Source organism: Streptomyces sp. DG1A-41, from assembly GCF_037055355.1.
In the GTDB taxonomy this organism is placed as follows: domain Bacteria; phylum Actinomycetota; class Actinomycetes; order Streptomycetales; family Streptomycetaceae; genus Streptomyces.
Map to the genome: position 1 here is coordinate 656388 of NZ_CP146350.1, position 24774 is coordinate 681161.

Genomic DNA, 24774 nt, shown 5'->3' on the forward strand with positions numbered 1-24774 from the left:
GTCCGCGTGCCAGGTCAGACCAGCGGCCACAGGGCAGCGGTGAGGGCGAAGCCCGCGCATCCCATGACGGTCGTCAGGACGGTCCATGTGCGCAGTCCCGCCGCGACGTCGAGACCGGCGAGCTTGGTGAACATCCAGTACCCGGCGTCGTTGATGTGGGACAGCGCGAGGGCTCCCCCGCCCATCGCCAGCGCCACCAGCGACAGCTGACCGGTGGACAGGTCGGCGCGGTGCAGCAGGGGGGTGAGGATGCCGGCGGTGGTGATGAGGGCGACGGTCGCCGAGCCCTGGGCAGCGCGCATGGCGAGTGAGGTGAGGAAGGCCAGCAGCAGCACGGGCAGGCCGGTGCGCTCCAGGACGCCGGCGATCACGTCGCCGACGCCGCTGGCGACCAGGACCTTGCCGAAGACACCGCCCGCGCCCGCTACCAGGATCACCATCGCGACAGGCGGCAGCGCGGAGCCCATGACCTCGGCGATGCGTGCGTGGTTCCAGCCGCGGCGGGCGCCCAGGAAGTAGCCGCACAGGGCGACATCGATGAGCAGTGCCACCATCGGGGCGCCCAGGACGGTGAGTACGGCTCGAAGGGTGGAGCCCTCGGTGAGCGTGTTCTGGCCGATGGTGCCGAGGAGGATCAGCAGGATCGGGGTGACGATCAGCGTCAGGACGATGCCGAAGGACGGCGGCCGGACGTCCGTGACCGTGTCGGCGGGCTTGGTCAGCACCGCTGTGGCCTGCCCGCCGTCGCCCGATGTTCCGCCTGGCGTTCCGCCCGCTGTCCCCGCCGGGCCGGTCGTGCCCACGTCCGTGCTCGTCTCCCCGTACACCTCGGCGTACACCGCCGGGTCCATCGGGTACTCGCGGCGGGTGAGGCGACGGGATGCGAGATAACCGAGCAGGACGACGACGGCCGTGACGGGGATGCCCATCAGCAGCACCAGGCCCTGGCTGGCGCCGATCGTCTCGACGACCGCGACCGCGCCGGGGTGCGGCGGCAGGAAGGCGTGCACGGTGAGCATCGCGGCACCCATGGGCAGCGCGTAGACGAGCAGCGGCTTGCGGGAGGCGCGGGCGACGCCGTACGCGATCGGCATCAGGATGATCAGGCCGACCTCGAAGAAGACCGGGATGCCCAGGACGAACCCGGCGACGGTCAGGGCGAGCGGGGTGCGCCGGGAGCCGAACCTCTCGATGAGGTGGTGCGCGAACGCGTGGGCGCCTCCGGAGAGTTCGACGATCCGGCCGATCATGGCGCCCAGCGCGATGATGGTGGCGATGTGTCCCAGGGTGGAGCCCATGCCGTCCTCGATGGTCTTCACCAGGTCGGCGGCCGGCACGCCCGCGGCCAGCGCGACGCCGATGCTGACCACGACGAGGGCGACGAAGGGCTGGACCTTGGCTCTGAGGATGAGCAGGAGCAGGGCCGCGACTCCGGCGACCGCGATGACGAGGAGAGCGGTGTGGCTCATCGTGCCTCTCCTTCCCGGGTCCGGGGAGACAGGACGGTGACGACGGAGGAGTCGTCGCAGGCGCCGAGTCCGGCGCGCTCGCCGAGCAGGTAGAGCTGTTCGGCCGCGGCGGCCAGGGGCACCGGGACGTGGGCGTCCTTGGCGATGCCGGTGACGATGCCCATGTCCTTGACGAAGATGTCGAGGCGCGACTTGACCTCGGGGCCGGGTCCGTCGTCGTACGTCTGAACCATGCGCGGCCCGCGGTCGGCGAACATGAAGGAGCCGGCGGCGCCGTGCTTGAGGCTGTCCACGACCGTGCCCGGGTCGAGCCCGAGCCCGCGGGCGAGCGCGATCGCCTCGGCCGCGGCCGCGATGTGCACGCCGGCCAGCAGCTGGTTGACGGCCTTCATCGCCTGGCCGTCACCGCTGCGCGGGCCCACGACCGTGAGTGTCGAGGCGAGCAGGTCGAGGACCGGCCGTGCCGTCTTCAAGGCCACTTCTTCGGCGCCGACGACGATCAGCAGATCGCCCTCGCCGGCCCGGACCGGGCCGCCGCTGACGGGCGCGTCCACAGTGAGCACACCGCGCTCGGCGAGCCGCAGGGCGGTGGTGCGTGCCGCCTCCGGTCCGACCGTGCTGGTGAGGATCACGACCGAGCCAGGGCGCAGCGCTTCAGCGGCGCCGTTCTCGCCGAACAGCGCGTCCTCGACCTGTGCCTGGTCGCGTACGGCGAGCACGACGACATCGGCGTCACGGGCGGCCTCGGCCGGGGACGCCGCGTCTCGGGCGCCCTCGGCGGCCAGGGCTGCGCGCCGGTCGGCGGCGATGTCGTACACGGAGACGGGCAGTTCGCCCGCCAGGCGGTGCGCCATGGGGAGGCCCATGGCGCCCAGGCCTATGACGGCCGTATGGGGACGGGGGTACGGAGACATCTTCGTCCTCCTGGGGAAGGAGAGGTGGGGAGCGGGTTGGCTGCCGGGGGTGGGGAGAGCCCTGGCAGGTGAGGAGGGAATGCGCGCCGACGCGGCTGCTGCGTGGGGATGGCGCAGGGCCGGCGGCTCTCGGGGCGGCTCGCGTGGGTGGTGCGATGCTGTGGGCGGCCGTGGGGCGGTCTCGTGCCGTACGGCAGTACTGCGTGGGTGGTGGTCGGCGGAGCTGGGCCGAGGTCACGCGTTTGCTTCCTCGACGCGCGGGGTGAGGTGGCCGATGACGTCCAGAGCGGCGTCCCGGACGGCGTCGCGGCCGGCCGCCCACAGGGAGACGACGTCGGAGCCGGGCAGCGCGGACGGGAGGGTCACGCGGACGCCCTCCAAGTAGGCGCGGCGCAGTTCGGCGTTGACGTTGACCTTGGCGACGCCACGCGCGAGGGCTCCGTGCAGCTCCTCGACGGGCAGACCACTGGCGCCGTGCAGGACGAGCGGTACCGGGACGGCCTCGTGGATCGCGGCCAACCGGTCCAGGTCGAGGCGGGCGGAATCCTTGGTGAAGCCGTGGACGTTGCCGACGGCCACGGCGAGCGCGTCCACGCCCGTCGCGGCAACGAACTCGCCCGCCTGCACCGGATCGGTCATCGCCCCTGACGACGCGACAGCGTCGGTGGAGACGTCCTCGTCGCCGGGGAGGGCACCGAGTTCGGCCTCCACCCAGGCGCCGTGGTCGCGGGCCCGGCGGACCGCCTCCTTCGTCAGCGCGATGTTCTCGGCGAAGGGCAGATGGGAGCCGTCGACCATGACGGAGGTGTAGCCCGCATCGAGGCAGGCGGTGATCTCGTCCAGGTCCCGGCTGTGGTCGAGGTGCACACCGAGCGGGGCGGCGGAACGTGCGGCGGCGTCCAGCGCCAGTCGCATCAAGGTCTCGCGCCCGGCGTGCTTGAAGGGGCTGGAGCCCGCCTGGATCAGGACGGGCAGTCCGGCGGCTTCGGCGGCTTCGGCGGCGGCCGTGATGCCCTGGACCGTCTCCAGGTTGTAGGCGACGAACCCGGGCAGGGCGTGGCCGGCGGCCGCGGCCTCTTTCAGGGCATCGGTACCGTGGAGCAGCATCAGGCGCTCCTGAGCAGGTCGACAGCATCGGCGAGCGCGTCGGCACCGCCGACGTTCCCGGCGAAGACGATGTAGGGGATGCCGGCGGCGGGGCCGTCCACGGGCTCCCAGAGCGAGACGATGCCCGGCAGCAGCGTGCCCCGGGCCCAGGCACGGCGGATCTGAAGGCCGTGGGTGGCGGTGTCGCTGGAGGTGATGCCGCCCTTGGCCACGACGAAGGCGGGCCGCCGGGTGGCGTCGACCAGGCGCACGGCCTCCACGAGCGCGGCAGAGATCCGGCGGGAGATCGCCAGGCTGTCGTCCGCGTCGGCACCGGTCACCAGAGCGCGAGAGGTGCGGATCACGGCGTCGGCCGAGTCCAGCGCACCGGCCGCCGCGGCCGCGACCTCGGCAACGTGGGCGTCGCGCCGCTCCTCGTCGAGCAGGAGGGCCACGTCCAGCTCGTACTCGGCGATCCCGCCCCGCTCCCGCAGCCGGTCCAACTGCCGTGTCGTGAGCGACACATGGGACCCCACGGCGATCAGCCCATGGGGCGCGTCCCCGCGCAGCGGGCGCAGTGCCGCGGGAGTGAGTGGTGCCCGCCCGGCCTGTCCGGCGCGGGCCCTGACGAAGGACGGCCCGACCCGGTACAGCAGCCGGACGCCGCTCTCCTCCGCCTGGGCGAGGGCCAGGGCCAGCACCCGAAGATCGTCGTCGCACACCGCGTCGACCACGGCCGTACGTCCGTCGCGCAGCGAGGACAGCAGCCGCGCCGTGTGTGCCGGGCCGCCGCCGCGCAGGTCGTCGAGGGTGATGCGCAGGACCTCGTCCGCGGGCACCCGTCCGTCCGTCTTCTCCTCGACCCACTCGGGCAGGGAGGAGTTCCGGTAGCCGAAGGTGGCGTCGCGGGCGAACTCGCTCTCGCCGACCGGCAGCAGGCCGCCGGCCGTCCGCATCCAGTGGCTCGAGCCGACGGTGAGCCGGCCCGCCTCGATGTAGGCGGGGACCAGTACGACGCCGTCCGGGGCGCCGACGCCCAGGTCGGTGAGCTCCTGGGCCAGGACGTCGGTCTCCAGCGGGAAGTGACCGCGCAGGGTCGAGTCGCCGCGGCTGGCCAGGACGTAACCGGTGTCCTCGGCCGCCGACGCCGTGTGCAGGGCGCGGACCACCTCGCGGTTGCGGATGGCGGCGTCCTTCGGCGACAGGCTGCGGGTGTTGGTGAGGACGAAGAAGGCGGCGCTGTCCTGGCGCAGCGCCCAGCGCAGGTCGTCCACCGTCCAGGTGGTCAGGACAGGGACGTCGGCGACGGTCTGGGTGCCGGTCGGGTCGTCGTCGAGGACGACGAGCCGGGGCCCGCCGGATACGCGGGCGGCCACATCGGCGGCGCTCACCTCGCGGACCGGGGGGAGCCCTGCCAGCACCGCCGCCTCGGGGACGGGCCGCGTGTGGGCATGGAGGGGTAGGGACATGGCGGGTTCCTGGTGTGTGACGGGGACTCTGCGGCAGGAAAGGTGTGACGGGGAAGCGGGGAGACGTCAGTCGACGGCGCGTTTGATCACGTGGGTGCGCAGGTCGTCGGCCGTCTGGTTCATGTGGCCGTCCATGGCGGACCGGGCGGCCTCGGGGCTGCCGGACTCCAGCGCGGCGAGCACCCGCTCGTGGTGCGCGATGGCGTTCGTACGGATCTCGGGGACGGCCGAGGTCTGCCGGCGCCCCTCGACGAGCAGCGGGCCGAACGGCTCGAAGAGCAGTGGGACGAACAAGTTGCCCGTCGCCCGCATCACCGTGTCGTGGAAGTCGATGTCGGCCTGCACGAACTGCTCGGTGTCGCCCGCGTCGGCGGCCTCGTGCATGGCGGACAGATGCTGGCGCAGCACTTCCAGGTCCTCCTCGGTGCGGCGGGAGGCGGCGAGCTCGCACGCACCGTTCTCGATCAGCCGGCGCGCCTCGATCAGCCGCTCCGACAGAGCCCCGCTGGAGGTGCGCGAGGCCGCCCGCACGACCGGCTCCAGGGCGGTCCACCGGTCCGGCGGGTTGACGTAGGTACCCCGGCCGCGCACCACCCTGACGACGTTCTGGGCACGGAGCTGCTTGACCGCCTCGCGCACGGTCAGACGGCTGATCCCGCCCTGCTCCGAGAGCTCACCCTCGGGCGGAAGGGCGGAGTCCGGCGGGTACTGGCCGTCGATGATCGCGGTCAGCAACTGCTCGGCGAGATCGTCGGAGAGCGACATGGCGGGAACCTCTTCAGTCCGTGATCGACATCAGACATCAGACATCTGATGTCTATGTGCCGGTAACGATGGCACCGGAGGAAAGACGCGTCAAGACCCCGGCCGGAGGCAAATGGGCACACCTGCCAGGCCACCTCAACAACTGCGTCACCCACCGCTCAGTGAGCGCGCGGCCGGGCGCCCTGGCGTACCCGGCAGCGGGTTCGGCGAACAGCGAATCCGTGGGATCGGAGCGGTGGGCGCAGCGGCCGCCAGACCAGCTGCACCGGCTGACCGCGGCGCCGAACTACCCGGCCGGCACATCTGGCTCCGGCACCGGCACACTCGAACTCGGCATGCGCAAGCCCCTCGACCGCTGCCCACGTCCGGGCCACCCGCAGTATTGCGGCCGCCAGGGCCCACGCCGAGCGTGCTGCAAATGACGATGAGGAGCGTCTGCCTGGAGAGGACACGGAAGGCGTGCCCGCATGCGTGCAGGGAGAGCGGGTACGCCGCATCTCTCCCTGGGGCCACCATCACGTTCGCTGGGTGGGCGAGGAAGGCGTCCATCGACCAGTCGTTGACCTCGGCCTGGCAATGCGGACACCACACCGTCGTGATCGGCCCATCCATCGGCCCGACTCCCTGGGCCGGGCCGGGCAGGTCGGGCGCATCCTCGTACCGGCGGATGACGGCGGAGTCCACGTCCAGCACCCAGTGGGGCGGCACGATGACGGTCAGGTCGCTGGGCGCGGAGGGGGATCGTTACGATCTTGCGAACCTCAGTCGCACCGGCTGGGATGGGGCCGGGGTCAGCTGGGTTGGGGGCCGCCATGCTCTTTCCTCGTAGGCACATCCGCACTGGAAACACAGGGCGACATCAGTGAGCGGGTCCGCGCGCGTGCTGACCAACATCACCGCGTCGAATGCCTTGCACGCGGGGCAGTCCTGTACGCCAATAGATTCCTCCTCTTGCAGGACCTCCTCCCAGTAACTGAGGGCGGCCTCAGCGGGCGTTTCGTAGCCCCGGAGGCAGAATCGGCAGTTCAAGGGGCTTCGCCCACCACCAGTGCCATCTGGCGACAGGACGCACAGATCACCGTACGTTCGGCGACCTGCTCCAGACCGCCGGTCAGGTCCTGCATGCGTGTCGTTACCAGCGCCTGAAGTACGCCAGTTTCTCCCGAACGGCCTGCATCGTGGTGGCCACCACCGCGGCCTCCGTCGACAGGACCGGGTGCAGGTGGCGCGGAACAAAATCGACGAGGAACCTGAGTACCCGGGCGGCACGTGCCTCCACCGCGAAGGCGTTGGCGGTGTGCCCGTAGTGGGTCAGGGCGTTCCTGGTCTCCGCCAGGTCGTCGATGGCCTCGCGCTCCTTGGCCGCAATCGGCAGGCCGACGATACCGGTGAGACGGTTCAGAGCAGTGGTCGTGTCGCAGCTCTTGAACTTGCCCTGCTCATAGGCGGTGCGCTTCGCGCTCCCCGGGTCCTTGAACACCAGGCTTCAGTGCTCACGTACCGGGCGGGCCTTGAGGAGCACTTCGACCGCTGCCTGCAGGTGCAAGACCCCGTACTTCAGAGACCGGTCGCTGATCCAGAACGGCCACGGCGGGGAGTAGGCGCTTCTGGGCGCTTCCGGTCACAGGGGACGGTCCTCTGACCCGACTCGCATGCTGCCGGTCAGGTACAGCACGGCACTGCTGAGGTAGTCCATGCCGTTGCGCACCAATGTGAAGTCCATCTCCGGGCGCACTGGCAGCTTCAATTCTTCCGGCAAGGGTCCCCCCAGACTCGACTGCCGTCATGCCCCTCAACTTACCGACGACAATCACAGTTGTTGCCGGCTACTCACCAGTAACGCCATGGGCCCCTTTTCGAAGGGAGGAGAGCAGCGCCTGAACCCGTACGAAGCAGCACCGATTCCAAACGATCGGGCTGCCCTGAAGTGCGGATTCATGGCAATCGTGTCACTCGATCCTATCGGGAAGGGCCAGGCCCACTGAACCATGCGCTGGAAGGCCGCGCTGCCCTCGACATCACCTCCGACTGCCGCCTATCGGCGGCCCGTCAGTAGCCCCAACTCACGCAGCTGACAGTCCCCCCATGCGCTGAAACGATCTCTCCTTTAGCGGCTGGTCTCGAGGTCGTTGAGAACGCCGAGAACGGGTCCCCAGCACATGCCGACGGTGTCGTGGTCGGGTACCACGCCGCGTTCTCGTTGTTTGCGCAGGTGGACGAAGTTCCGGTACTCGCGGACGATCGCCATGAAGTCGTGGGCGTCCATCTGGATCCAGCCGCGGGTTCGGGCCGTGTCCAGGAGCAGGGCGAAGCTGGCGCGCTCGGGTACGACGCGCTTTCCGTTGTCCTGAGGGAAGCCCTGCTGCAGGCGCCCGCGCCCTCGCCCAGATCGGGCGGTGGACCGACGCGGCCGACGCCATGGCCCAGCATCGCGGCATTGGCAACCGGCTCCTCGACGGCCGTCAGATCAAGATCATGGCCCTGATGGAGCAGGGCCTGGACCAGCAGGCCCGCGACCTGATCGACACCACCCAGCCCACGGAGCCCTGGGAGAGAGCCATCGCGCTCCTCCTGCACGCCCACTGCCGGCCCGCAGACGCCCCCGTCCCTGTACCCGACCTCGACCGCACCCTGGATGCAGCCGTCCAGCTTCTTGCCCACCCCGATCCGCCGACCGCCGCCTTCCAGACCCGGACGGGCCTGTCAGCCCTGGAACTGGACCGCACCGGATCACATGCCGGCCGCGTACTCGACTCCCTCGTCAGCGTCGCCCGACTCGACGCCTACGCCGCACGAGACGCACTGCACCACCCCGTCGCCGCGTCTGCCCTGGACGACGGGGCGACAGACACGCTCAACGCGGTGATCGCCGCGGCCGGACTGGGATCCGGAGCCCTGTCCGCCCACCACCATGAGGCTCTGACGGGCGCGGTCGGCCACGCCGAGACAGAGCTGGAAAGGCTGCTGCAGGCCGAACCAGATCCCGGCTAGGAGGGGACGACCGGGATGGCCCGCCGTGCTGCCCACGCTGTTTGGCGGTGTCGGCGTTTCGGCCATTTCCTGCCCGCAGCCGCTCCAAGCCAGACCAGGGATCCCTCGCCTGCGGGGTTCCGTGATGCAGGAAATAGCGGGCTCCCCAGCACGACCGAATGACGTGTGTTCGATATCGCGGCCGTGTCGTTAAACCTCACGACTCTGCCGCAGCGACCGTCCTAGGGGGAACGATGACCTCGGCCATTACGCAGGACCAGCCGCCGCAACCGCCGAAAGGGACCGCGCCGGACGACGAACCACAGCAGGCCGGTGTTCGAGAGGAGGAATACCTCTACCGCGACGAGTCGAGGCTCCAGGCCGGCTCCCTGCTGACCTCCCGCACAATGGCGCGGCGCCTGCCCTTGCTCGTGCGGCGCTCGGTGCAGATGGCCTGGCGTGTGGACCGCGGCGCGACCATCGGCCTGTTGGTATGCCAGATCGGGACCGGCGTCCTCGCGGCCCTCGGCCTCCTGGCCGTCACGGGCACGATCACCGCACTGATCTCCTCGGGCGACATCACCGAGCGGCTGTGGGACGCCGCCCCACAGCTGGCCGTGATCGCCACCGCCACCGGCCTGCGCGCGCTGCTGGGCATCACCGTCGTCTGGCTGACCGGCCGTCTGCGCCCGGTGCTCGGCCGGGCAGCGGAGCTGACGATGATCGAGGCCGCGCTCGGCGCGGAACTGGCCGCCAACAACAAGCCCGGCTACAACGACGCCTACGACATCGCCGACCGCGGCGCCCAGGTCACCCCCGACCTCGTCGAAGAAGCGCAGGACGTCCTCGCGGCGACCGCCACGCTCGCGGCCGGCGCCACTGTCCTGACCGTCCTGCACCCCCTGCTCCTTCCCCTGCTCTTCCTCGCCTGCCTGCCGCAGGCCGCCGCCTACGTCCGCTCCGCCCGCGTCATCTACCTCGCCGGGCTGGAGACCTCCGGGCGGCGCAGGATGCTGGGCAAGCTGCGCTGGCACATGGCCTATCAGGAGTCCAGTGAGGAGATGCGCGCCTGCCTGGCCGGCCCTTTTCTGATTGGCCGGTACCGGCGGCTGGCCGACTCGGTCAACGCGGCCGAACGAAAAGCCGCGAACACCGGTGCCTGGATGGGACTTGCCGGAGCAGTGGCCGGCGGGATCGCCTCGACCGCGGTGTGGGCGGCGCTGCTGTGGCTCCTGGCCTCCGGGCGGATTAGCCTGGCGGCCGGAGGCGGCGCCGTCTTCGCCCTCCAGACCGCCATCGGCTCGGTGCGCGGCATCATCAACGGCGGGGCACGCCTGGTGCGCACCGGCTGGTACGTGCAGGACTGGCAGAACTTCCTCGACAACGCCCACGGCCAGGCCATGACCGACTCCCGCGGCACCGCGCCCGTGACCGCGGCCCCGGAGCGTTTCGAGGTCCGCGACGTCACCTACCGCTACGACGGCGCCCCGAAGGACAGCCTGAGCAACGTCTCCCTGCACGTGCGGCGCGGGGAGATCGTGGCGCTGGTCGGGGAGAACGGCTCCGGCAAGACAACCCTCTCGCGCCTGCTGTGCGGGCTGCTGCTGCCCACCGAGGGCGACGTGGCCTGGGACCACGCCTCCACCGCGGACCTGGACCCGTGGGGGTCGTGGGAGCACGTCGCGCTGGTGCCGCAGAAGTTCACGTACCTGCCGCTGACGATGCGCGACAACATCACGTTCGGGCAGGGCGACACCAGCGACGTGGCCCTGCTCGCCGCATGCGAGGCGTCCGGCGCCGCGGAGATGCTGCCGGGCCTCCGCTCCGGCCTGAACACCCTGCTGACCAGCGAGTGGTTCGGCGGACAGCAGCTCTCCGGCGGGCAGTGGCAGCGCCTGGTCCTCACCCGCGCGTTCCACCGGCAGGCGGCGCTGCTGGTGATGGATGAACCCACGGCCGCCCTCGACGCCCGCGCGGAGCACCGGATCTTCGCCGGCCTGCGCGAACTGGCCAAGGACCGTGCCATCCTGCTGATCACGCACCGGCTCACCAACGTGGCCGTCGCCGACCGGATCGTGGTCCTGGACCAAGGGCGGATCGTCCAGGAGGGCACCTACGCCCAGCTCACCCAGGAGCCAGGTCTCTTCCGGACCCTGTGGGAGCTGCAGCGCCGGATGAGCGGCGACACCCCCTGATCACCCCTAGCCGTTCCACGCTGCCCACTCGCCCGTACACCGCCTCGGAAGGCAGAGATACGTGACCTCTCCCGTCTCCCCTTCGGATCACGTCTCACCGCGTGCCGATCTGCCCGCAGCGCAGTACGCCGCATCCCGGCATGCGGCGTGGCTCGGCGCCGCCGCGATCATCACCGACGAGGTCGGGCGGGTCCTGCTGGTGCACCCCACCTACCGCAAGGACGACTCGTGGCTGCTGCCCGGAGGCGTCGTCGAAGCCGGCGAACACCCGCACATCACGTGCAGGCGCGAGATCACCGAGGAACTGGGCCTGGATCTACCCCTGTCGGCCGTGCTCGCCGTCCACTCCTTCTCCCCGCACCACCCCGACCTCCAGCCCGCCACGGCATGCCCCGGCGAGATCCGGTTCGTCTTCGACGGGGGAACCCTCCGCCCCGACCAGGGGGTGGCGATCCGCCTGCCGCGCGAGGAGCTGTCCGAGTACGCCTTCCTGGAGACCCGGGACGCAATGCAGCGGCTGCGGCCCGTGGACGGGCAGATCATGCTCGCCGCCTACCGTGCCCGGTTCGGGAACACCGCCACCGCTCACCTCGCCGACGGCCGGCACATCCACGACGTCCCGGCGCTGGACCGCCATGACGTCCACGTCCGCTACCGGCCCTTGTGGGACAGCCCTCTCCACCGAGGCCCCGTCCCCGAGCGGCTGCCCGTGCAGCAAGCCTGGGCGTGGTGCTTCGTCCCCGACGGCCGGGTCGTCCTGGTGGCCAACCCCGGCCCGCGGGGTGCGCTGCCGATGCTGCCCGGCGGCACCGTGGAGACGACCGACGCGACTCCCGAGGACACCCTGCGCCGCGAAGCCGCCGAGGAAGCCCAGCTCACCCTGGCCGAACCGGTGCGACTGGGCTGGGTGCTGGACGAGACCGGCGAGGTCTACGGCGGAGTGGGGTCCAACGCCCGGCTCCGCCTGGCCGCCCGGGTCACCGGCATCGGGCCGGCGGCCGTCGACCCCGCCTCCGGCCACCCCTTCGCCCGCCTGCTCGCCACCCCCGCCCAGGCAGCCGCCCTGCTGGGCTGGGGCCCGCCCGGCGCGCGGCAAGCCCAGCTCGCGGCGGAGACGGCACGAGAGCGGTGGGGCCTGCCCACCGCTCGCCCCGCCGCCATCGAGGAGATCCCGGCGGAGGGGATGCGGCTGACCTGACCCGAACGAGCACCCCGCCTCAACACGTCCCGCGCCACGCCCCTCTGAGGTAGAGCCCCATGCCCCTGTCGCACGACCACATCCGCACCACCGTCGAGACCTACCTCGCTCGCCACCCTCACGAGCGCGAGCAGCTCGGCGGCCTCCTGGACGCCCTCGAACGTCACACCGACATCGCCAGCCGCTCCACCTTCACCGGACACGTCACCTGCGGCGCGATCGTCGTCGACCCGCTCGGCCGCGTCCTGCACGTGCTGCACCTGGCGAGCGGGAAGGTTCTCACTCCCGGTGGACACACCGAGCCCGAGGACGAGTCCCTGGCAGCAGCGGCGCTGCGGGAGCTGCACGAGGAGACCGGGATCCCGCCCCAGGCCGTGACACCGTGGCCCGGCTACGAGACTGTGCCGCTCGACATCGACACCCACGACATCGACGCCCACCCGGGCAAAGGCGAACCCGGCCACCAGCACTTCGACCTCCGGTTCCTCTTCCGCCTGCACACCGCGACCGAGGCGCCGGTGGTGCTGCAGGAAGAAGAGGTCGGCGGCATCGAGTGGCGGCCCGTGGACAGAGTGACCTCCCCCTCCCTGCGCGACAAGCTGCTCAAGCTCCCGCCCAAGACCGAACCGGAGATGGCCAACGCCTCCGCCCTGATCTACAACGACCGCGGCGAGTACCTGCTCCACCTGCGTGACTACTTCCCCGGCCGGATCTGGGAGCCGGGCATGTGGTCCCTGCTTGGCGGCGGCCGAGAGCCCAAGGACGCCACCCTGGAACACACCGTCCGGCGAGAACTGGCCGAGGAAACCGGTCTCCACATCGCCGACCTCACCCCGTTCGGCACCGAGTACGCCTCCGACGACGCCGGCGCGGGCGTGCCCATCGCCATCTACGCCGGCCGCTGGAACGGCGATCCCCGCGAACTCCGCCTGACGGAAGGGGTGATGCTGGCCTGGTTCGCCCCCGACGACCTCCACCGCCTGCGCATCGCAGACACCACCAGCGATCTCGTACGGCGCCACGCCGCCAGCCTCCCGGCCAGCACTGCGCCGCAGAACCGGCTCTCGTCGCACGAGGAGCGTCGCCCAGCTTCGCCGCACGGCACGGTCCTCAACGTCATCGGCGTCCACCTCTACCTGGAGCGGCCCGACGGGACGGTGTTGCTCGGGCTGCGTCACCCCGACTCCGCGTTCGCGCCGTCCACCTGGCACGTCCTGGCCGGCCACCGCGAGCAGGAGAGCGCCATCACCTGCCTGATCAGGGAGGCACTGGAGGAAGCCGGCCTGCGCATCGAGCGGCAGGACGTCGAACTCGTCCACGTCGTCCACCACATCGACCGCGCCGGGGACCGGCCCCGCGTGGGCCTGTTCTTCCGCGCTCGCACCTGGACCGGCGAGCCGGAACTACGCGAGCCGGACAAGTGCACCCAGTGGAAGTTCTGGGACCCCGCCGCGCTACCCGACAACCTCGTTTCCTACACCCGCCAAGCCATCGCAAAGATCCAGAACGGGGACCTGTACAGCGAGACGGGCTGGCGCACATGACCGGCACTCCGAGCGGCGCACACCGTCGTGTGTCCACTGCAACTGCGGCCGGCCGTGAGGACACCCGTCTAGTGGTGATCCGCGGCAACTCGGCGTCAGGCAAGTCAAGCGTGGCCCAGGGCCTGCGAGATCACTACGGCCGCGGTATCGCGATCGTTGGCCAGGACGTGATCCGCCGGAACGTGCTCAGGGAACACGACACCGCGCGTGGCGCCAACATCGGCCTGCTGGGCAGGATCGCACGCGAAGCACTGAACGCCGGCTTTCACGTGGTGCTTGAGGGGATCCTGTACGCCGACCGCTACAGCCGCTTGATCACGTCTCTGGTGCGGGACCACCGCGGCGTCTCCTGTTGCTACTACCTGGACGTGCCGCTGGAATCGACGTTTGTCCGACACGCGTCGAAGGCGGATGCCGCGTACCTGACGCAAGTCACCGACAGCCACCTCGCCTCCTGGTACCGCGAGCTGGATCTGCTGCCCGGCGGTCTGGAGACCGTGATCCCGGCCGACAGCACGCTGCAGGACACCGTCGCGCGAATCGTGGGCGACACCGACCTGGCCTCTGCCTCCCCCATCCCGCCACCGCAGTGCAAGCCGTCGCAGGGAGACTCGATGAACCCTCTGGTGTTGATGTCCGATCCGCGGGTCGTCGCGATCCCGGTGCGCGAGTGCGGGGAGCCGCTCGTCGACGTGCGTGACCACAGCTTCCGCGTCGATCCCCGCAAGCAAGATCCACTGGGCGCGTTCGCCCACGTCCGTGAGGGCGTCCTCGCCCGGCTGGAGCACGCCCGCTCGCTCCTGCCCGCTGGCACCGACCTGCTGTTCATCGAGGGCTACCGGCCGCTGGCCCTACAGCAGCACTACTTCACCGAGTACCGGGACGAGCTGGCCTCCGCTCACCCCGGCTGGACAGCTGAGCAGCTGCACCGGGCCGCCAGCAGGTACGTGTCGCCGCCGGAGATCGCGCCCCACTCCGCGGGCGCGGCCGTGGACGTAACCCTCGTCGACCAGGACGGCCACGAACTCGACCTCGGCACCCGCGTCAATGCCTCCCCCGAGGAGAGCGACGGCGCCTGCTTCACTCACGCCCCGAACCTCAGTGATCGCGCGCGCCACCACCGCACGCTGCTGCTCAACGCTATGGAGAACGCAGGTTTTACCAACTATGCGACCGAGTTCTGGCACTTCTCGGTAGCGGATCGGTACGACGCGCTGATGCGGCAGGAGCCGCACGCGCGCTACGGACCGATCGAACTGCCCTAGCCAGCCGGCATCCTCGTCCACTTTCTCGCCACCCACGCCGATCCGGAACCACAGGAGCGCGGCCACCGCACCCTGGCGCGCCTGCGATCCCAAGGCCGCAAGGGACAGACCGCATCGAACGGAGGCACGTGTGCCTGACGACACCCAGCAGGCGATCCCAGCCGTCCCGAGTCCGGCGACCGGAGGTGAACCACAAGAGCACCACATGCACCTGCTCGGGCGGTACTACCGCCAAGTGGAAGCAGGACGCAAGACGATCGAAGTGAGGGTGGCCACCCCGCAGAAGCGCGCCGTCGCAGTCGGTGACACGGTCGTCTTCCACGACCGGGACACCGGGCGGGAACTCGACGTCATCGTTAAGCGGATCACCCCGTACCACTCCTTCGAGGATCTGCTCAGCTCGGAGGACACCGTGCGCATCGACCCGGACGGGCCGCCCGCAGAGCTGCTCGCCAACCTCCGCAGCATCTACCCGCCGGTCAAGGAAGCCCTCGGCGTTCTCGCCCTCGCATTCGACCACCGCCCTGCCCGGCCCGGCCGCCCCATGCCGATGACGCCCACGCAGTACGCGCAGACCGTCCCCCACCACACGGTGTACGGCTGCCTGTACATCCGCGACGAACACGACCGGCCGGTCCAGCTCCGCTCGGTCTACGGCTCGAGACTCTGGCAGTTCCCGGGCGGCAACCTGGACGCCCCAGGCGAGGACCCGCTGCAGACCGCACGGCGAGAGGCGGTCGAGGAGACGGGCCTCGAACTCGGTCTGGACACGCCGAAGCTGCTCCTGACGCACTTCCTGCACGCCGGGCCGCGCCTGCCGCTGAACAAGGTGGGGCTCATCTTCGACGGAGGTCAGCTGACCGCCGACCAGCTCGGCCGGATCCGACTCGATCCCGCAGAGCACGACATGTGGGCCGTCCACGACCTCGCGACCTGGCAGGAGCTGATGGCGCCGCGCGCCTTCGCCCGCCTCGACGCCATCGAACGAGCCCGGCGCGGCGAGGGCCCCACCTACCTGATCACGCACGCCTGACCCCCAGCACCCCCACCCAGGAGGCAAACGTGCCCGCCGAGGACACCAACACCCGGGCCTGGCAGATCTACGGCCAGAGACAACTGGCCCGCGCCTACGCCCCGCCCATCCCCGACCAGCTCGGCTGGACGCCCTGGGAAGGGATCGGACCGGGTGCAGAAGTCCTCGGTGACATCGCCGGCCGCCGGGTCCTGGACATCGGGTCCGGAGCCGGCCACCACGCCGTCCACCTCGTCCAGGCTCACGGAGCCCGCGTCACCGGCATCGAGCTGTTCCCGACCCAGCATGAACGCGCCGTCTCCGCCCACGCCGACGTTGATGGCGTGGAGTTGGTCCAAGCAGACGTGACCGAGTACCTGGCCCGAGCCGAGCCGTTCGACGCCGCGTACGCGATCGGGACGCTCGCCTTCATCGACCCGCACCGCTCGCTGTCGGCACTGCGCGACGGCCTGCGTCCGGGCGCCCCCTTGATCCTCTCGCTCCTGCACACCGACCTGCACGGCCGCGGTCCGTCCACGGACGTGGCGCCGCGCGAGCAGATGATCCTGCTGCGCGACGACCCACCCCTGCCGACACAGATGTGGGTGTGTTGACCGAACTAACTCACTTGTTTCCGCAGGTCAGTTGATGTGTCTGCTAGCTTCCCTCCATGCCCGGTGAGCAAGGTCCCGGAAGGGACTTGAAGAGCTTTGTCCTGCCCGAGATCGGCCGACTACTGGAAACCGAGGACCCCTGGGAGCCCTATCAGCTGCTGGATCAGTTCGGGAGACAAGTCGAGCCGGTGGCCGTGTACTTCAAAAACCTGATGGCGGCGGACAGTTCACCATTGACGCCGCGTTCGTACGGGACTGCTGCAGGGTTGGGTGACACCTGAACCTGGCTTGCTGAGAAGCGGCCTGGAAGGATGTTGCAGTGCCCAAGCCGTATCCGAAGGAGTTCCGCGAGGACGTCGTGCGGGTCGCGCGCAACCGTGAGCCCGGCATCAAGGATGTGTACTCCGGCCGGATCGTGGGCTGTTCCATCGACGCCCGGATGAAGTCCCGCCTCGCAGTGGCCGCGCTGGAGTCCGCCGTTGCCCGCCGTGGCCCCGCTGCGGGATGCATCGTGCACTCCGACCGTGGATCGCAATTCCGGTCCCGCAAGGTCGCCGCCGTCCTCACCCGGCACGGCTTGGTCGGCTCAATGGGCCGGGTCGGGGCCGCCGGCGACAACGCCGCAATGGAGAGCTTCTTCGCGCTGCTGCAGAAGAACGTCCTCGACCGCCGCGTCTGGGCCACCCGTCAGGAACTGCGGATCGCGATCGTCACCTGGATCGAGCGGACCTACCACCGGCGCCGGCGGCAACGACGCCTGGGCCGATTGACCCCCGTCGAGTACGAGACCATCATGACCCCACCCGCAGCTCTGGCTGCATAAACCGCCGCTGTCACCCGATCATGCAGCAGTCCCAACTGCTCCCCTCGGCCGGGTTCACCGCCATCGCTGCCAACACGCTGCCTGCCACCGGCGAGGGGCCCCGCACCGCCGCCACGCTGTTGGTGAGCGCCCGCCTCCCGGAGTGACCAGCAGGCCCGGCCAGCACGTGCCCCGTCCGCGCGGAGACAACCGGCGCTGCTTGTCGCGTGGGGACGTGGGCTCTTACTGGCTCTAACAAAAGCTGGTTGATCATGTGACTGTCGGCTTGATCGTTCGTTGATGTGGGCATGGGGAAGCGTCAGTCGCGGCCGTGGATGGTGTCGGACGAACTGTGGTCGCTCATCGAGCCGTTGTTGCCCGAGCCACCGCCGAAGCAGGTGGAGGGACGGCCACGGGTGCCCGACCGGCAGGCCCTGTGCGGGATCCTGTTCGTCCTGCATACCGGCATCCAGTGGGAGTACCTTCCCCAGGAGCTCGGCTTCGGCTCGGGCATGACGTGCTGGCGGCGCCTGGCGGCCTGGAACGAGGCCGGCGTCTGGGACCAGCTGCACCGACTGCTGCTGAACAAGTTGCGGTCGAAGAACCAGCTGGACTGGTCGCGGGCGGTGATCGACTCCTCCCACGTCCGGGCCGCACGCAGGGGCCCAAAAGCGGTCCCAGCCCGGTCGACCGCGCACGACCGGGCAGCAAGCACCACATCATCACCGACGGCCAAGGGATCCCGCTCGCGGTGTCTTTGACCGGCGGAAACCGCAACGACGTCACTCAACTCCTTCCCCTGCTGGACAAGATTCCGGCAGTGGCGGGAGTCGTCGGCCGGCCCCGCAGGCGGCCCGACATGCTCTTCGCGGACCGCGGCTACGACCACGACAAATACCGCCGTCTTCTACGGCGACGCGGGATCCGGCCCGCGATCGCCGAGCGGGGACAGCCGCACGGCACCGGTCTGGGCACCTTCCGATGGGTCGTCGAGCGGACGATCTCCTGGCTGCATGGCTTTCGCCGCTTGCGCATCCGGTGGGAACGACGCGACGACATCCACGAAGCCTTCCTCGGACTTGCCGTCTGCCTGATCACTCACCGACACGTTCAAAGGCTTTGTTAGGGCCAGTAAGCGCTCCGCTCCGAAGAAGGGCGCCTGACCTGCCTGCGGGCTCGGGCAACGGATACTTCCGCGATCGGCGAGGGACGGCCGGGTGCCGGAGACCCGCTCATGACGGGCTGACCGGGAGCCGGCAACCGGCCAGGCCACGTCGGCGTACGGACAGCCGATCCGCGATTCCGCTGAGCGCCACCGCCGCGGGAGCCTCCGGGGCGCTCAGCACCAAGGGCGTACCGGCGTCGCCCGCCTCGCCAAGGAGCGGGTCCATCGGCACCTGACCCAGCAGAGGGACTTCCGTGACCAGCGCGCGGGACAGCGAGTCGGCGACCGTCCGGCCGCCGCCGGAGCCGAAGAGCCGCGTCATCGAACCGTCCGGCAGCCGCAGCCAGGACATGTTCTCGACCACCCCGGCCACACGCTGACCGGTCTGCAGGCTGACGGCCCCGGCCCGCTCGGCCACCTCGGCCGCGGCCGCCTGTGGTGTGGTCACCACGAGGATCTCGGAGCCGGGAAGCAACTGGGCCAGGGAGATGGGGATGTCGCCGGTGCCGGGCGGCAGGTCGAGCAGCAGCACGTCGAGATCCCCCCAGTACACCTCACCGAGGAACTGCTGAAGCGCGCGGTGCAGCAGCGGGCCGCGCCACATCACCGGCGCGTTGCCCGAGGTGAACATGCCGACGGAGATCACCTTCACACCGTTCGCCCCGGGCGGCATGATCATCTTTTCTACGCGGGTGGGGCCGGCCGTCACTCCCAGCATCCGGGGAACCGAGTGGCCGTAGATGTCGGCGTCCAGCACACCGACCGACAGCCCGCGGGAGGCCATCGCGGCGGCCAGGTTGACCGTGACACTCGACTTCCCGACTCCGCCCTTGCCGGAGGCGACGCAGTAGACGCGGGTCAGAGAGCCGGGCCGGGCGAAGGGGATCTCCGGCTCATCCGTGTCGCCCCGCAGACTCCTGCGCAGTTCGGTGCGTTGCTCGTCGCTCATCACGTCCAGCTCGATGCGCACCTCGCGCACACCTGGCAGCGCGGACACCGCAGCGCTGGCGTCCGCAGTGATCTTCTCGCGTAGCGGGCAGCCGGAGACGGTCAGGTAGATGCCGACCAGTACCGCGCCGTCGGCGCCCACCGAGATCTCCTTGACCATCCCGAGGTCGGTGATGGGCCGCTGGATCTCCGGATCGAGGACCGCGGACAGCGCCTTGCGGACCGTGTCCGTGGCCAGGGCGGCGTGCTCGTGAGTTGGTGCGGCTGTCACAGGCGGGGCTCCGAATCCGTGGGGCGCTGGGTGTGAGGGCGAGGGCAGCCGGCGACGGTCCAGGTGTCCTTGCCGGCGAGCAGGGACTGGAGGTCGGCGGATGCGGTGCTCCTGGCCTGCTCGATCTGGGCGCGGACCTGGTCGTCGTAGACCGGGCGGCTGACGGAGCGGAAGACGCCGGTGACGGTGTGGGCGAGGTTCTGGGAGCACAGCCGCGACAGGGCGAAGGCGTAGGAGGGGTCCCCCAGGGTGACGTCGTGCACCACCAGAGCCTCCTCCCCCACTTCCGAGACCTTCGCCGTCTCCAGCCCTCCCGCACCGGTACGGACCACGCCGAACTCTCCTTCAGCGCCGAAGCGCAGCGGTTCACCGTGGCGCAACGGGATGAGGCGGCGATCCTTCTCGCCGGGTTGCCGGAGTACATCGAAGGCACCGTCGTTGAAGATCGGGCAGTTCTGGTAGATCTCCACGAGCGCGGTGCCCCGGTGCTCGGCGGCCGCGGTGAGCACTGCGGTCAGCCCCGCGCGGTCCGAGTCGAGGACGCGTGCGACGAAGGTGGCACCGGCGCCCAGTGCCAGCGACACCGGGTCGAAAGGGGCGTCGACCGAGCCCATGGGGGTGGATTTGGTGACCTTGCCGGTCTCCGAGGTCGGCGAGTACTGGCCCTTGGTGAGTCCGTAGACGCGGTTGTTGAACAGCAGGATCTTGAGGTTCACGTTGCGCCGCAGGGTGTGGATCAGGTGGTTGCCGCCGATCGACAGGGCGTCCCCGTCACCGGTGACCACCCACACCGACAGATCGGGACGGGCGACGGCCAGGCCGGTGGCGATGGCCGGGGCGCGGCCGTGGATGGAGTGCATCCCGTAGGTGTTCATGTAGTACGGGAAGCGGGAGGAGCAGCCGATGCCGGAGATGAACACGGTGTTCTCCCGCTTCAGCCCGAGCCGGGGCATGAAGCCCTGCACGGCGGCCAGGACGGCGTAGTCACCGCAGCCGGGACACCAGCGCACCTCCTGGTCGGACTTGAAGTCCTTCGGCGACAGCTTCGACTCGGACTCGGGAACCAGTGCCTGCCCGCCGATGCCGGGCAGGCCGAGGTCGACGGTGGTCATGTCCGGACTCCTTCGATCACATCGGTGAACACGCCCTGGAGTTCTTCCGCCCCGAACGGCAGACCGGCGACCTTCGTGTACGAGACGGCGTCGACCAGGTACTTGGCACGCAGCAGCAGCGCGAGCTGGCCGAGGTTCAGCTCCGGGACGACGACGCGCTCGTAGCGGGAGAGCACCTCGCCGAGGTTGGCGGGCAGGGGGTTGAGGTGGCGCAGATGCAGGTGCGCGACGGGGTGTCCGGCCCGGCGGACCCGTCGTGCCGCGGCGCCGATCGGCCCGTACGACGAGCCCCAGCCCACCACCAGGACCTCGGCCCGGCCGGACGGGTCGTCCGGCACGGCGTCGGGCACGGTGATCCCGTCGATCTTGGCCTGCCGCAACCGCACCATGCGGTCGTGGTTGTCGGCGTCGTACGAGATGTCACCCGTGCCGTCGGCCTTCTCCAGGCCGCCGATGCGGTGTTCGAGTCCCTGAGTGCCGGGCACCGCCCACGGCCGGGCGAGGGTGCGCGGGTCGCGCAGATAGCCCCAGAACGCGCCCGATCCGTCGGGGGCGTTGGGCTCGGTGGCGAACTCGACGCTGAGGTCGGGCAGTTCGGAGGCGTCCGGGACGAGCCAGGGCTCGGAGCCGTTGGCGATGTGGCCGTCGGACAGCAGCAGCACCGGTGTCCGGTAGGTGAGGGCGATGCGGGCCGCGTCGAGCATCGTGTCGAAGCAGTCCGCGGGGGTGGCCGGTGCGAGGACCGGCACCGGGGATTCGCCGTTGCGCCCGAACATGGCCTGCAGCAGGTCCGCCTGCTCCGTCTTGGTGGGCAGGCCGGTGGACGGCCCGCCGCGCTGCACGTCGACCACCAGCAGCGGCAACTCCGTCATCACGGCCAGACCGATCGTCTCGCTCTTGAGGGCGAGGCCGGGACCGGACGTGGTGGTCACGCCCAGGGCCCCGCCGTACGAAGCCCCCAGTGCGGCCCCGACAGCTGCGATCTCGTCCTCCGCCTGCACCGTGGTCACGCCGAAGTTCTTGTGCCGGGACAGCTCGTGGAGGATGTCGCTGGCCGGGGTGATCGGGTAGCTGCCGAGGAGCACCGGCAGCCCTGACCTGGCCCCGGCCGCGACGATGCCGTACGCGAGGGCGGTGTTGCCGGTGATCTGCCGGTACGTGCCCGGGGTGAGGGCCGTCGCGGGGGCGACCTCGAACGTCACGGCGAACGACTCGGTGGTCTCGCCGTAGTTCCAGCCGGCACGGAAGGCCAGGATGTTCGCCTCGGCGATCTCAGGCTTGCGCGCGAACTTCTGCCGCAGGAACCGCTCGGTCCCTGCAGTCGGACGGTGGTACATCCAGGACAGCAGGCCCAGGGCGAACATGTTCTTCGCCCGCTCCACGTCCTTCTTGCTCAGAGCGGTGTCCGCCAGTGCGCCCCGGGTCAACGTGGTCATGGCCACCTGGTGGACCTGGAAGGAGGTGAGAGTGCCGTCCTCCAGTGGGCCGGAGCCGTAACCGGCCCTGGCGAAGTTGCGTGGGGTGAACTCGTCGGTGTTCACGATCACCGTGCCGCCCGGCGACAGGTCGGCGAGGTTGGCCTTCAGCGCGGCCGGGTTCATCGCCACCAGCACATCGGGCCGGTCTCCGGCGGTGAGGATGTCGTAGTCGGCGAAGTGCACCTGGAAGGACGAGACTCCGGCGATGCTGCCCTGGGGGGCGCGGATCTCGGCGGGGAAGCTGGGGAGCGTGGCCAGGTCGTTGCCGAAGGCCGCGGCCGCCGAGGTGAACCGGTCGCCGGTGAGCTGAATACCGTCTCCGGAGTCGCCGGCGAACCGGATGACGACACGCTCCAGGCGTTCGGTCTGTTCGCGCTCGGAGCCTGCCAGGCCGGCCCGGGTGTCTGCGAGGCCGGCGTCCGTGCCGCTCATGGCGCCACGTAACTCTGGACGAAGGGCGTGTCGACACCGATCAGGCCGAGGCCCGCCGCGCCGCCGGGCGAGCCCAGCGGCTCGGCACGCCCGGGCAGCGGTTCGGAGAAGAAGCGCGCGTTCTCGGTGACGAACGGCGCGTCCCCGGGTGCGAGTTCCTCGATCGTGGCGATGGCCTCGACCGGGCAGACGGGTTCGCAGGCGCTGCAGTCGATGCACTCGTCGGGGTTGATGTAGGCCATGCGCTCCCCTACGTAGATGCAGTCCACCGGGCACTCGTCGACACAGGCGCGGTCCATGACGTCGACGCACGCGGCACCGATGACGAAAGTCATGATGAGGTGACTCCTTTGGTATGGGGTCGAACGACCTGCAGTGGTTCGGGCGACAGGGACTTCAGGCGCCTTCGGCGGACAGTTCGGCGGGCGCGGCGTCGCCGAGCGAGGCGAGGATCTCGTAGCGGCGCCGGGCGAATTCGGGTTCGAACTGGGCTCCCGGGCGCCGCGGCCCGGGGATGTCGACGATCTCGCGTACGACGGCGGGGCGGGGGCTGAGCAGGACGACCCGGTCGCCCAGCAGCAGGGCCTCGTCGACGTCATGGGTGACGAAGAGGATCGTGGTCCCGTACTGCCGCCAGACGGAGATCAGCAGTTGCTGCATCTCCGAGCGGGTTTGGGCGTCCAGCGCGCCGAACGGCTCGTCCATCAGCATGACCCGGGGGCGGGTGGCCAGGGTCCGGGCGAGCTGCACACGTTGCCGCATGCCGCCGGACAACTGGCCCGGCAGGTGGTCGAAGAAGCCCTCCAGGCCGACCTGGGCCAGGAGTTCCTCGGCTTCATGACGCCGTTGCCCCCGCGGCACGCCGCGCAGTTTCAGGGCGTACTCGACATTGCGCGCCGCCGAACGCCAGGGCAGCAGGGCGTCCTCCTGGAAGACCATCGCGCAGACCGTGTCGGTCCCACCCACCGGTTTGCCGTCGACCTCCGCCCGCCCGGCGGTGGGTGTGAGAAGTCCCGCCAGGGCCCGCAGAATGGTCGACTTCCCGCACCCGGACGGGCCGAGCAGGACGACGATCTCTCCGGGCCGCACCTCGAGGTCGACCTCGGCGGCCGGCATGTCGCCGAAGGCGAGCTTCAGACCTTCCAGCCGGACCCTCGCTCCGGCGCTCATCGGGCGTTCCTCGGCAGCCAGCGGTTGATACGGGATCCGAGCCGCTCCACCAGCCACGCCGTGCCCCAGCCCAGGACGCCGATGGACAGCATTCCGACGATCACACCGGAATAGTCGAGCAGCCCGTAGGACTGCCAGGTGTAGTAGCCGATGCCGAACTGACCGGAGATCATCTCGGCGCTGATGACGCAGATCCAGGCCACCCCCATCGAGACGGACAGCCCCGAGAAGATGCCGGGCATCGCTCCCGGAAGCACCACGTGCGCCAGTACGGACAGCCGGCGGGCGCCCATCGTCCGAGCGGCCTCCTCCCAGACCTTGGGCAGGGTTTTCATCGCGTGGATGGTGCTCACCGCCACCGGGAAGAACGCCGCGAAGAACGTGATGAAGACGATGCCCTGCTCGCCGGTCGGGAACATGAGGATCGCCAGCGGGACCAAGGCGATCGCCGGGATCGGCCGGGCCACCTCGATGAGTGGCCGGACCAGCGCCTGGACGACCCGGGAGCGCCCGACCGCCATGCCGATGGCCACCCCGCTCAACGCGGCGAGCCCGAAGCCGAGCAGGATGCGGCGCAGACTGGCCAGCAGGTCCTGGTAGTAGCTGCCGGACGTCAGCTGCCCCTTGAGCGTGTGGAACACCTCGACCGGGCCGGGCACCTTGTCGAAGCGCAGCCACAGGGCGACGTCGTTGGCCGTGAGCAGGTACCAGATCAGCAGCGCCGCGGCCAGCGGCAGCGCCGCCCGCGTCCCGGCTGCCAGTCGGCGCGGCCACGCTCCGAGCGCCGTGAGCGGGCGCAGGCCGGGGCGTGGTCGCGGGGTGTCTGCGACGGGATCAGCGGTGGGTTTCAGGGACTGCGGGGAGACGGGAGTCGTTGTCATGCGTCCTCTTTCCT

The 24774-nt window shown here is 70.3% G+C and carries 23 protein-coding genes and 1 pseudogene; 11 read left to right on the forward strand and 13 right to left on the reverse strand.

Features of this window, described 5'->3' with window-relative positions; translation table 11 throughout:
- Window positions 1–14: 14 nt before the first annotated feature.
- The 7 genes from V8690_RS03150 to V8690_RS03180 all read right to left on the reverse strand — a co-directional run bounded on the left by V8690_RS03150 (window position 15) and on the right by V8690_RS03180 (window position 7969).
- Window positions 15–1469, reverse strand: a complete 1455-nt coding sequence (locus V8690_RS03150) for an SLC13 family permease (protein ID WP_338775755.1) — start codon at window positions 1467–1469, stop codon at window positions 15–17.
- Window positions 1466–2383 (reverse strand): NAD(P)-dependent oxidoreductase, encoded by a 918-nt coding sequence (locus V8690_RS03155; protein ID WP_338775756.1) that lies wholly within the window; start codon window positions 2381–2383, stop codon window positions 1466–1468. The genes V8690_RS03150 and V8690_RS03155 overlap by 4 nt, the downstream gene beginning before the upstream one ends.
- A 234-nt stretch (window positions 2384–2617) precedes the next feature.
- Entirely contained in the window at window positions 2618–3490 is an 873-nt protein-coding gene (locus tag V8690_RS03160) for a class II fructose-bisphosphate aldolase (RefSeq protein WP_338775757.1), read from the reverse strand.
- Window positions 3490–4938, reverse strand: coding sequence for a four-carbon acid sugar kinase family protein (locus V8690_RS03165; RefSeq protein WP_338775758.1), 1449 nt, complete (start codon window positions 4936–4938; stop codon window positions 3490–3492). The genes V8690_RS03160 and V8690_RS03165 overlap by 1 nt, the downstream gene beginning before the upstream one ends.
- A 66-nt stretch (window positions 4939–5004) precedes the next feature.
- Window positions 5005–5703, reverse strand: a complete 699-nt coding sequence (locus tag V8690_RS03170; RefSeq protein WP_338775759.1) for a FadR/GntR family transcriptional regulator — start codon at window positions 5701–5703, stop codon at window positions 5005–5007.
- A 1132-nt stretch (window positions 5704–6835) separates the two neighbouring features.
- Window positions 6836–7183 (reverse strand): hypothetical protein, encoded by a 348-nt coding sequence (locus tag V8690_RS03175; RefSeq protein ID WP_338775761.1) that lies wholly within the window; start codon window positions 7181–7183, stop codon window positions 6836–6838.
- 627 nt (window positions 7184–7810) lie between these two features.
- The gene (locus V8690_RS03180; RefSeq protein ID WP_338775762.1) at window positions 7811–7969 is read right to left on the reverse strand and encodes a hypothetical protein; all 159 of its coding nucleotides are present in this window, start codon (window positions 7967–7969) and stop codon (window positions 7811–7813) included.
- Window positions 7970–8121: 152 nt separating this feature from the next.
- Here V8690_RS03180 and V8690_RS03185 point away from each other — a divergent pair, with 152 nt between their 5' ends.
- From V8690_RS03185 to V8690_RS03235, 11 genes and pseudogenes are all read left to right on the forward strand, one after another.
- Window positions 8122–8694: a hypothetical protein gene (locus tag V8690_RS03185; protein ID WP_338775763.1), complete on the forward strand. Its 573-nt coding sequence runs from the start codon at window positions 8122–8124 to the stop codon at window positions 8692–8694.
- 233 nt (window positions 8695–8927) lie between these two features.
- On the forward strand, window positions 8928–10868 hold the full coding sequence (locus tag V8690_RS03190; RefSeq protein WP_338775764.1) for an ABC transporter ATP-binding protein: 1941 nt from the start codon (window positions 8928–8930) through the stop codon (window positions 10866–10868).
- 61 nt (window positions 10869–10929) lie between these two features.
- Window positions 10930–12066 (forward strand): NUDIX hydrolase, encoded by a 1137-nt coding sequence (locus V8690_RS03195; protein ID WP_338775765.1) that lies wholly within the window; start codon window positions 10930–10932, stop codon window positions 12064–12066.
- Window positions 12067–12125: 59 nt separating this feature from the next.
- Window positions 12126–13610, forward strand: a complete 1485-nt coding sequence (locus V8690_RS03200; protein WP_338775766.1) for an NUDIX domain-containing protein — start codon at window positions 12126–12128, stop codon at window positions 13608–13610.
- Between the two features lie 74 nt (window positions 13611–13684).
- Window positions 13685–14875 carry a M15 family metallopeptidase gene (locus tag V8690_RS03205; protein WP_338775767.1) on the forward strand — a complete coding sequence of 397 codons (1191 nt, stop codon included), beginning with the start codon at window positions 13685–13687 and terminating at the stop codon, window positions 14873–14875.
- Between the two features lie 130 nt (window positions 14876–15005).
- Window positions 15006–15908, forward strand: coding sequence for an NUDIX domain-containing protein (locus tag V8690_RS03210; protein ID WP_338775768.1), 903 nt, complete (start codon window positions 15006–15008; stop codon window positions 15906–15908).
- A 29-nt stretch (window positions 15909–15937) separates the two neighbouring features.
- Window positions 15938–16501, forward strand: a complete 564-nt coding sequence (locus tag V8690_RS03215; protein WP_338775769.1) for a class I SAM-dependent methyltransferase — start codon at window positions 15938–15940, stop codon at window positions 16499–16501.
- 56 nt (window positions 16502–16557) lie between these two features.
- The gene (locus V8690_RS03220; protein ID WP_338775770.1) at window positions 16558–16782 is read left to right on the forward strand and encodes a hypothetical protein; all 225 of its coding nucleotides are present in this window, start codon (window positions 16558–16560) and stop codon (window positions 16780–16782) included.
- Between the two features lie 107 nt (window positions 16783–16889).
- Window positions 16890–17324 (forward strand): annotated as a pseudogene (locus tag V8690_RS03225) (DDE-type integrase/transposase/recombinase); the annotation flags it as partial.
- 20 nt (window positions 17325–17344) lie between these two features.
- Window positions 17345–17470 (forward strand): hypothetical protein, encoded by a 126-nt coding sequence (locus V8690_RS03230; protein ID WP_338775771.1) that lies wholly within the window; start codon window positions 17345–17347, stop codon window positions 17468–17470.
- 141 nt (window positions 17471–17611) lie between these two features.
- Window positions 17612–18429 (forward strand): IS5 family transposase gene (locus V8690_RS03235; protein ID WP_338785090.1). Its coding sequence is split into 2 segments (ribosomal slippage): window positions 17612–17941 and window positions 17944–18429, totalling 816 coding nucleotides; the frame shifts between segments, so codons are not numbered across the junction.
- Between the two features lie 106 nt (window positions 18430–18535).
- On the opposite strand, the gene V8690_RS03240 is transcribed toward V8690_RS03235, so the two are convergent.
- From V8690_RS03240 to V8690_RS03265, 6 genes are all read right to left on the reverse strand, one after another.
- The gene (locus V8690_RS03240; protein ID WP_338785233.1) at window positions 18536–19654 is read right to left on the reverse strand and encodes a P-loop NTPase; all 1119 of its coding nucleotides are present in this window, start codon (window positions 19652–19654) and stop codon (window positions 18536–18538) included.
- Window positions 19655–19683: 29 nt separating this feature from the next.
- On the reverse strand, window positions 19684–20799 hold the full coding sequence (locus V8690_RS03245; protein ID WP_338775772.1) for a 2-oxoacid:ferredoxin oxidoreductase subunit beta: 1116 nt from the start codon (window positions 20797–20799) through the stop codon (window positions 19684–19686).
- A complete protein-coding gene (locus V8690_RS03250) occupies window positions 20796–22709 on the reverse strand; it encodes a 2-oxoacid:acceptor oxidoreductase subunit alpha (protein ID WP_338775773.1) in 1914 nt (637 codons plus the stop codon). The genes V8690_RS03245 and V8690_RS03250 overlap by 4 nt, the downstream gene beginning before the upstream one ends.
- Window positions 22706–23044, reverse strand: coding sequence for a ferredoxin (fdxA, locus tag V8690_RS03255; protein WP_338775774.1), 339 nt, complete (start codon window positions 23042–23044; stop codon window positions 22706–22708). The genes V8690_RS03250 and fdxA overlap by 4 nt, the downstream gene beginning before the upstream one ends.
- A gap of 61 nt (window positions 23045–23105) precedes the next feature.
- Window positions 23106–23879 carry an ABC transporter ATP-binding protein gene (locus tag V8690_RS03260; protein ID WP_338775775.1) on the reverse strand — a complete coding sequence of 258 codons (774 nt, stop codon included), beginning with the start codon at window positions 23877–23879 and terminating at the stop codon, window positions 23106–23108.
- Entirely contained in the window at window positions 23876–24760 is an 885-nt protein-coding gene (locus V8690_RS03265; RefSeq protein WP_338775776.1) for an ABC transporter permease, read from the reverse strand. Before V8690_RS03265 ends, V8690_RS03260 begins: the two co-directional genes overlap by 4 nt.
- Window positions 24761–24774 lie beyond the last annotated feature (14 nt).

Coding starts and splice junctions, on each gene's coding strand:
- V8690_RS03150 (WP_338775755.1), bottom strand. CDS start 1,469: ATGAGCCACACCGCTCTCCTCGTCATCGCGGTCGCCGGAGTCGCGGCC.
- V8690_RS03155 (WP_338775756.1), bottom strand. CDS start 2,383: ATGTCTCCGTACCCCCGTCCCCATACGGCCGTCATAGGCCTGGGCGCC.
- V8690_RS03160 (WP_338775757.1), bottom strand. CDS start 3,490: ATGCTGCTCCACGGTACCGATGCCCTGAAAGAGGCCGCGGCCGCCGGC.
- V8690_RS03165 (WP_338775758.1), bottom strand. CDS start 4,938: ATGTCCCTACCCCTCCATGCCCACACGCGGCCCGTCCCCGAGGCGGCG.
- V8690_RS03170 (WP_338775759.1), bottom strand. CDS start 5,703: ATGTCGCTCTCCGACGATCTCGCCGAGCAGTTGCTGACCGCGATCATC.
- V8690_RS03180 (WP_338775762.1), bottom strand. CDS start 7,969: ATGGACGCCCACGACTTCATGGCGATCGTCCGCGAGTACCGGAACTTC.
- V8690_RS03185 (WP_338775763.1), top strand. CDS start 8,122: ATGGCCCAGCATCGCGGCATTGGCAACCGGCTCCTCGACGGCCGTCAG.
- V8690_RS03190 (WP_338775764.1), top strand. CDS start 8,928: ATGACCTCGGCCATTACGCAGGACCAGCCGCCGCAACCGCCGAAAGGG.
- V8690_RS03200 (WP_338775766.1), top strand. CDS start 12,126: ATGCCCCTGTCGCACGACCACATCCGCACCACCGTCGAGACCTACCTC.
- V8690_RS03220 (WP_338775770.1), top strand. CDS start 16,558: ATGCCCGGTGAGCAAGGTCCCGGAAGGGACTTGAAGAGCTTTGTCCTG.
- V8690_RS03230 (WP_338775771.1), top strand. CDS start 17,345: ATGCAGCAGTCCCAACTGCTCCCCTCGGCCGGGTTCACCGCCATCGCT.
- V8690_RS03245 (WP_338775772.1), bottom strand. CDS start 20,799: ATGACCACCGTCGACCTCGGCCTGCCCGGCATCGGCGGGCAGGCACTG.
- V8690_RS03250 (WP_338775773.1), bottom strand. CDS start 22,709: ATGAGCGGCACGGACGCCGGCCTCGCAGACACCCGGGCCGGCCTGGCA.
- fdxA (WP_338775774.1), bottom strand. CDS start 23,044: ATGACTTTCGTCATCGGTGCCGCGTGCGTCGACGTCATGGACCGCGCC.
- V8690_RS03260 (WP_338775775.1), bottom strand. CDS start 23,879: ATGAGCGCCGGAGCGAGGGTCCGGCTGGAAGGTCTGAAGCTCGCCTTC.
- V8690_RS03265 (WP_338775776.1), bottom strand. CDS start 24,760: ATGACAACGACTCCCGTCTCCCCGCAGTCCCTGAAACCCACCGCTGAT.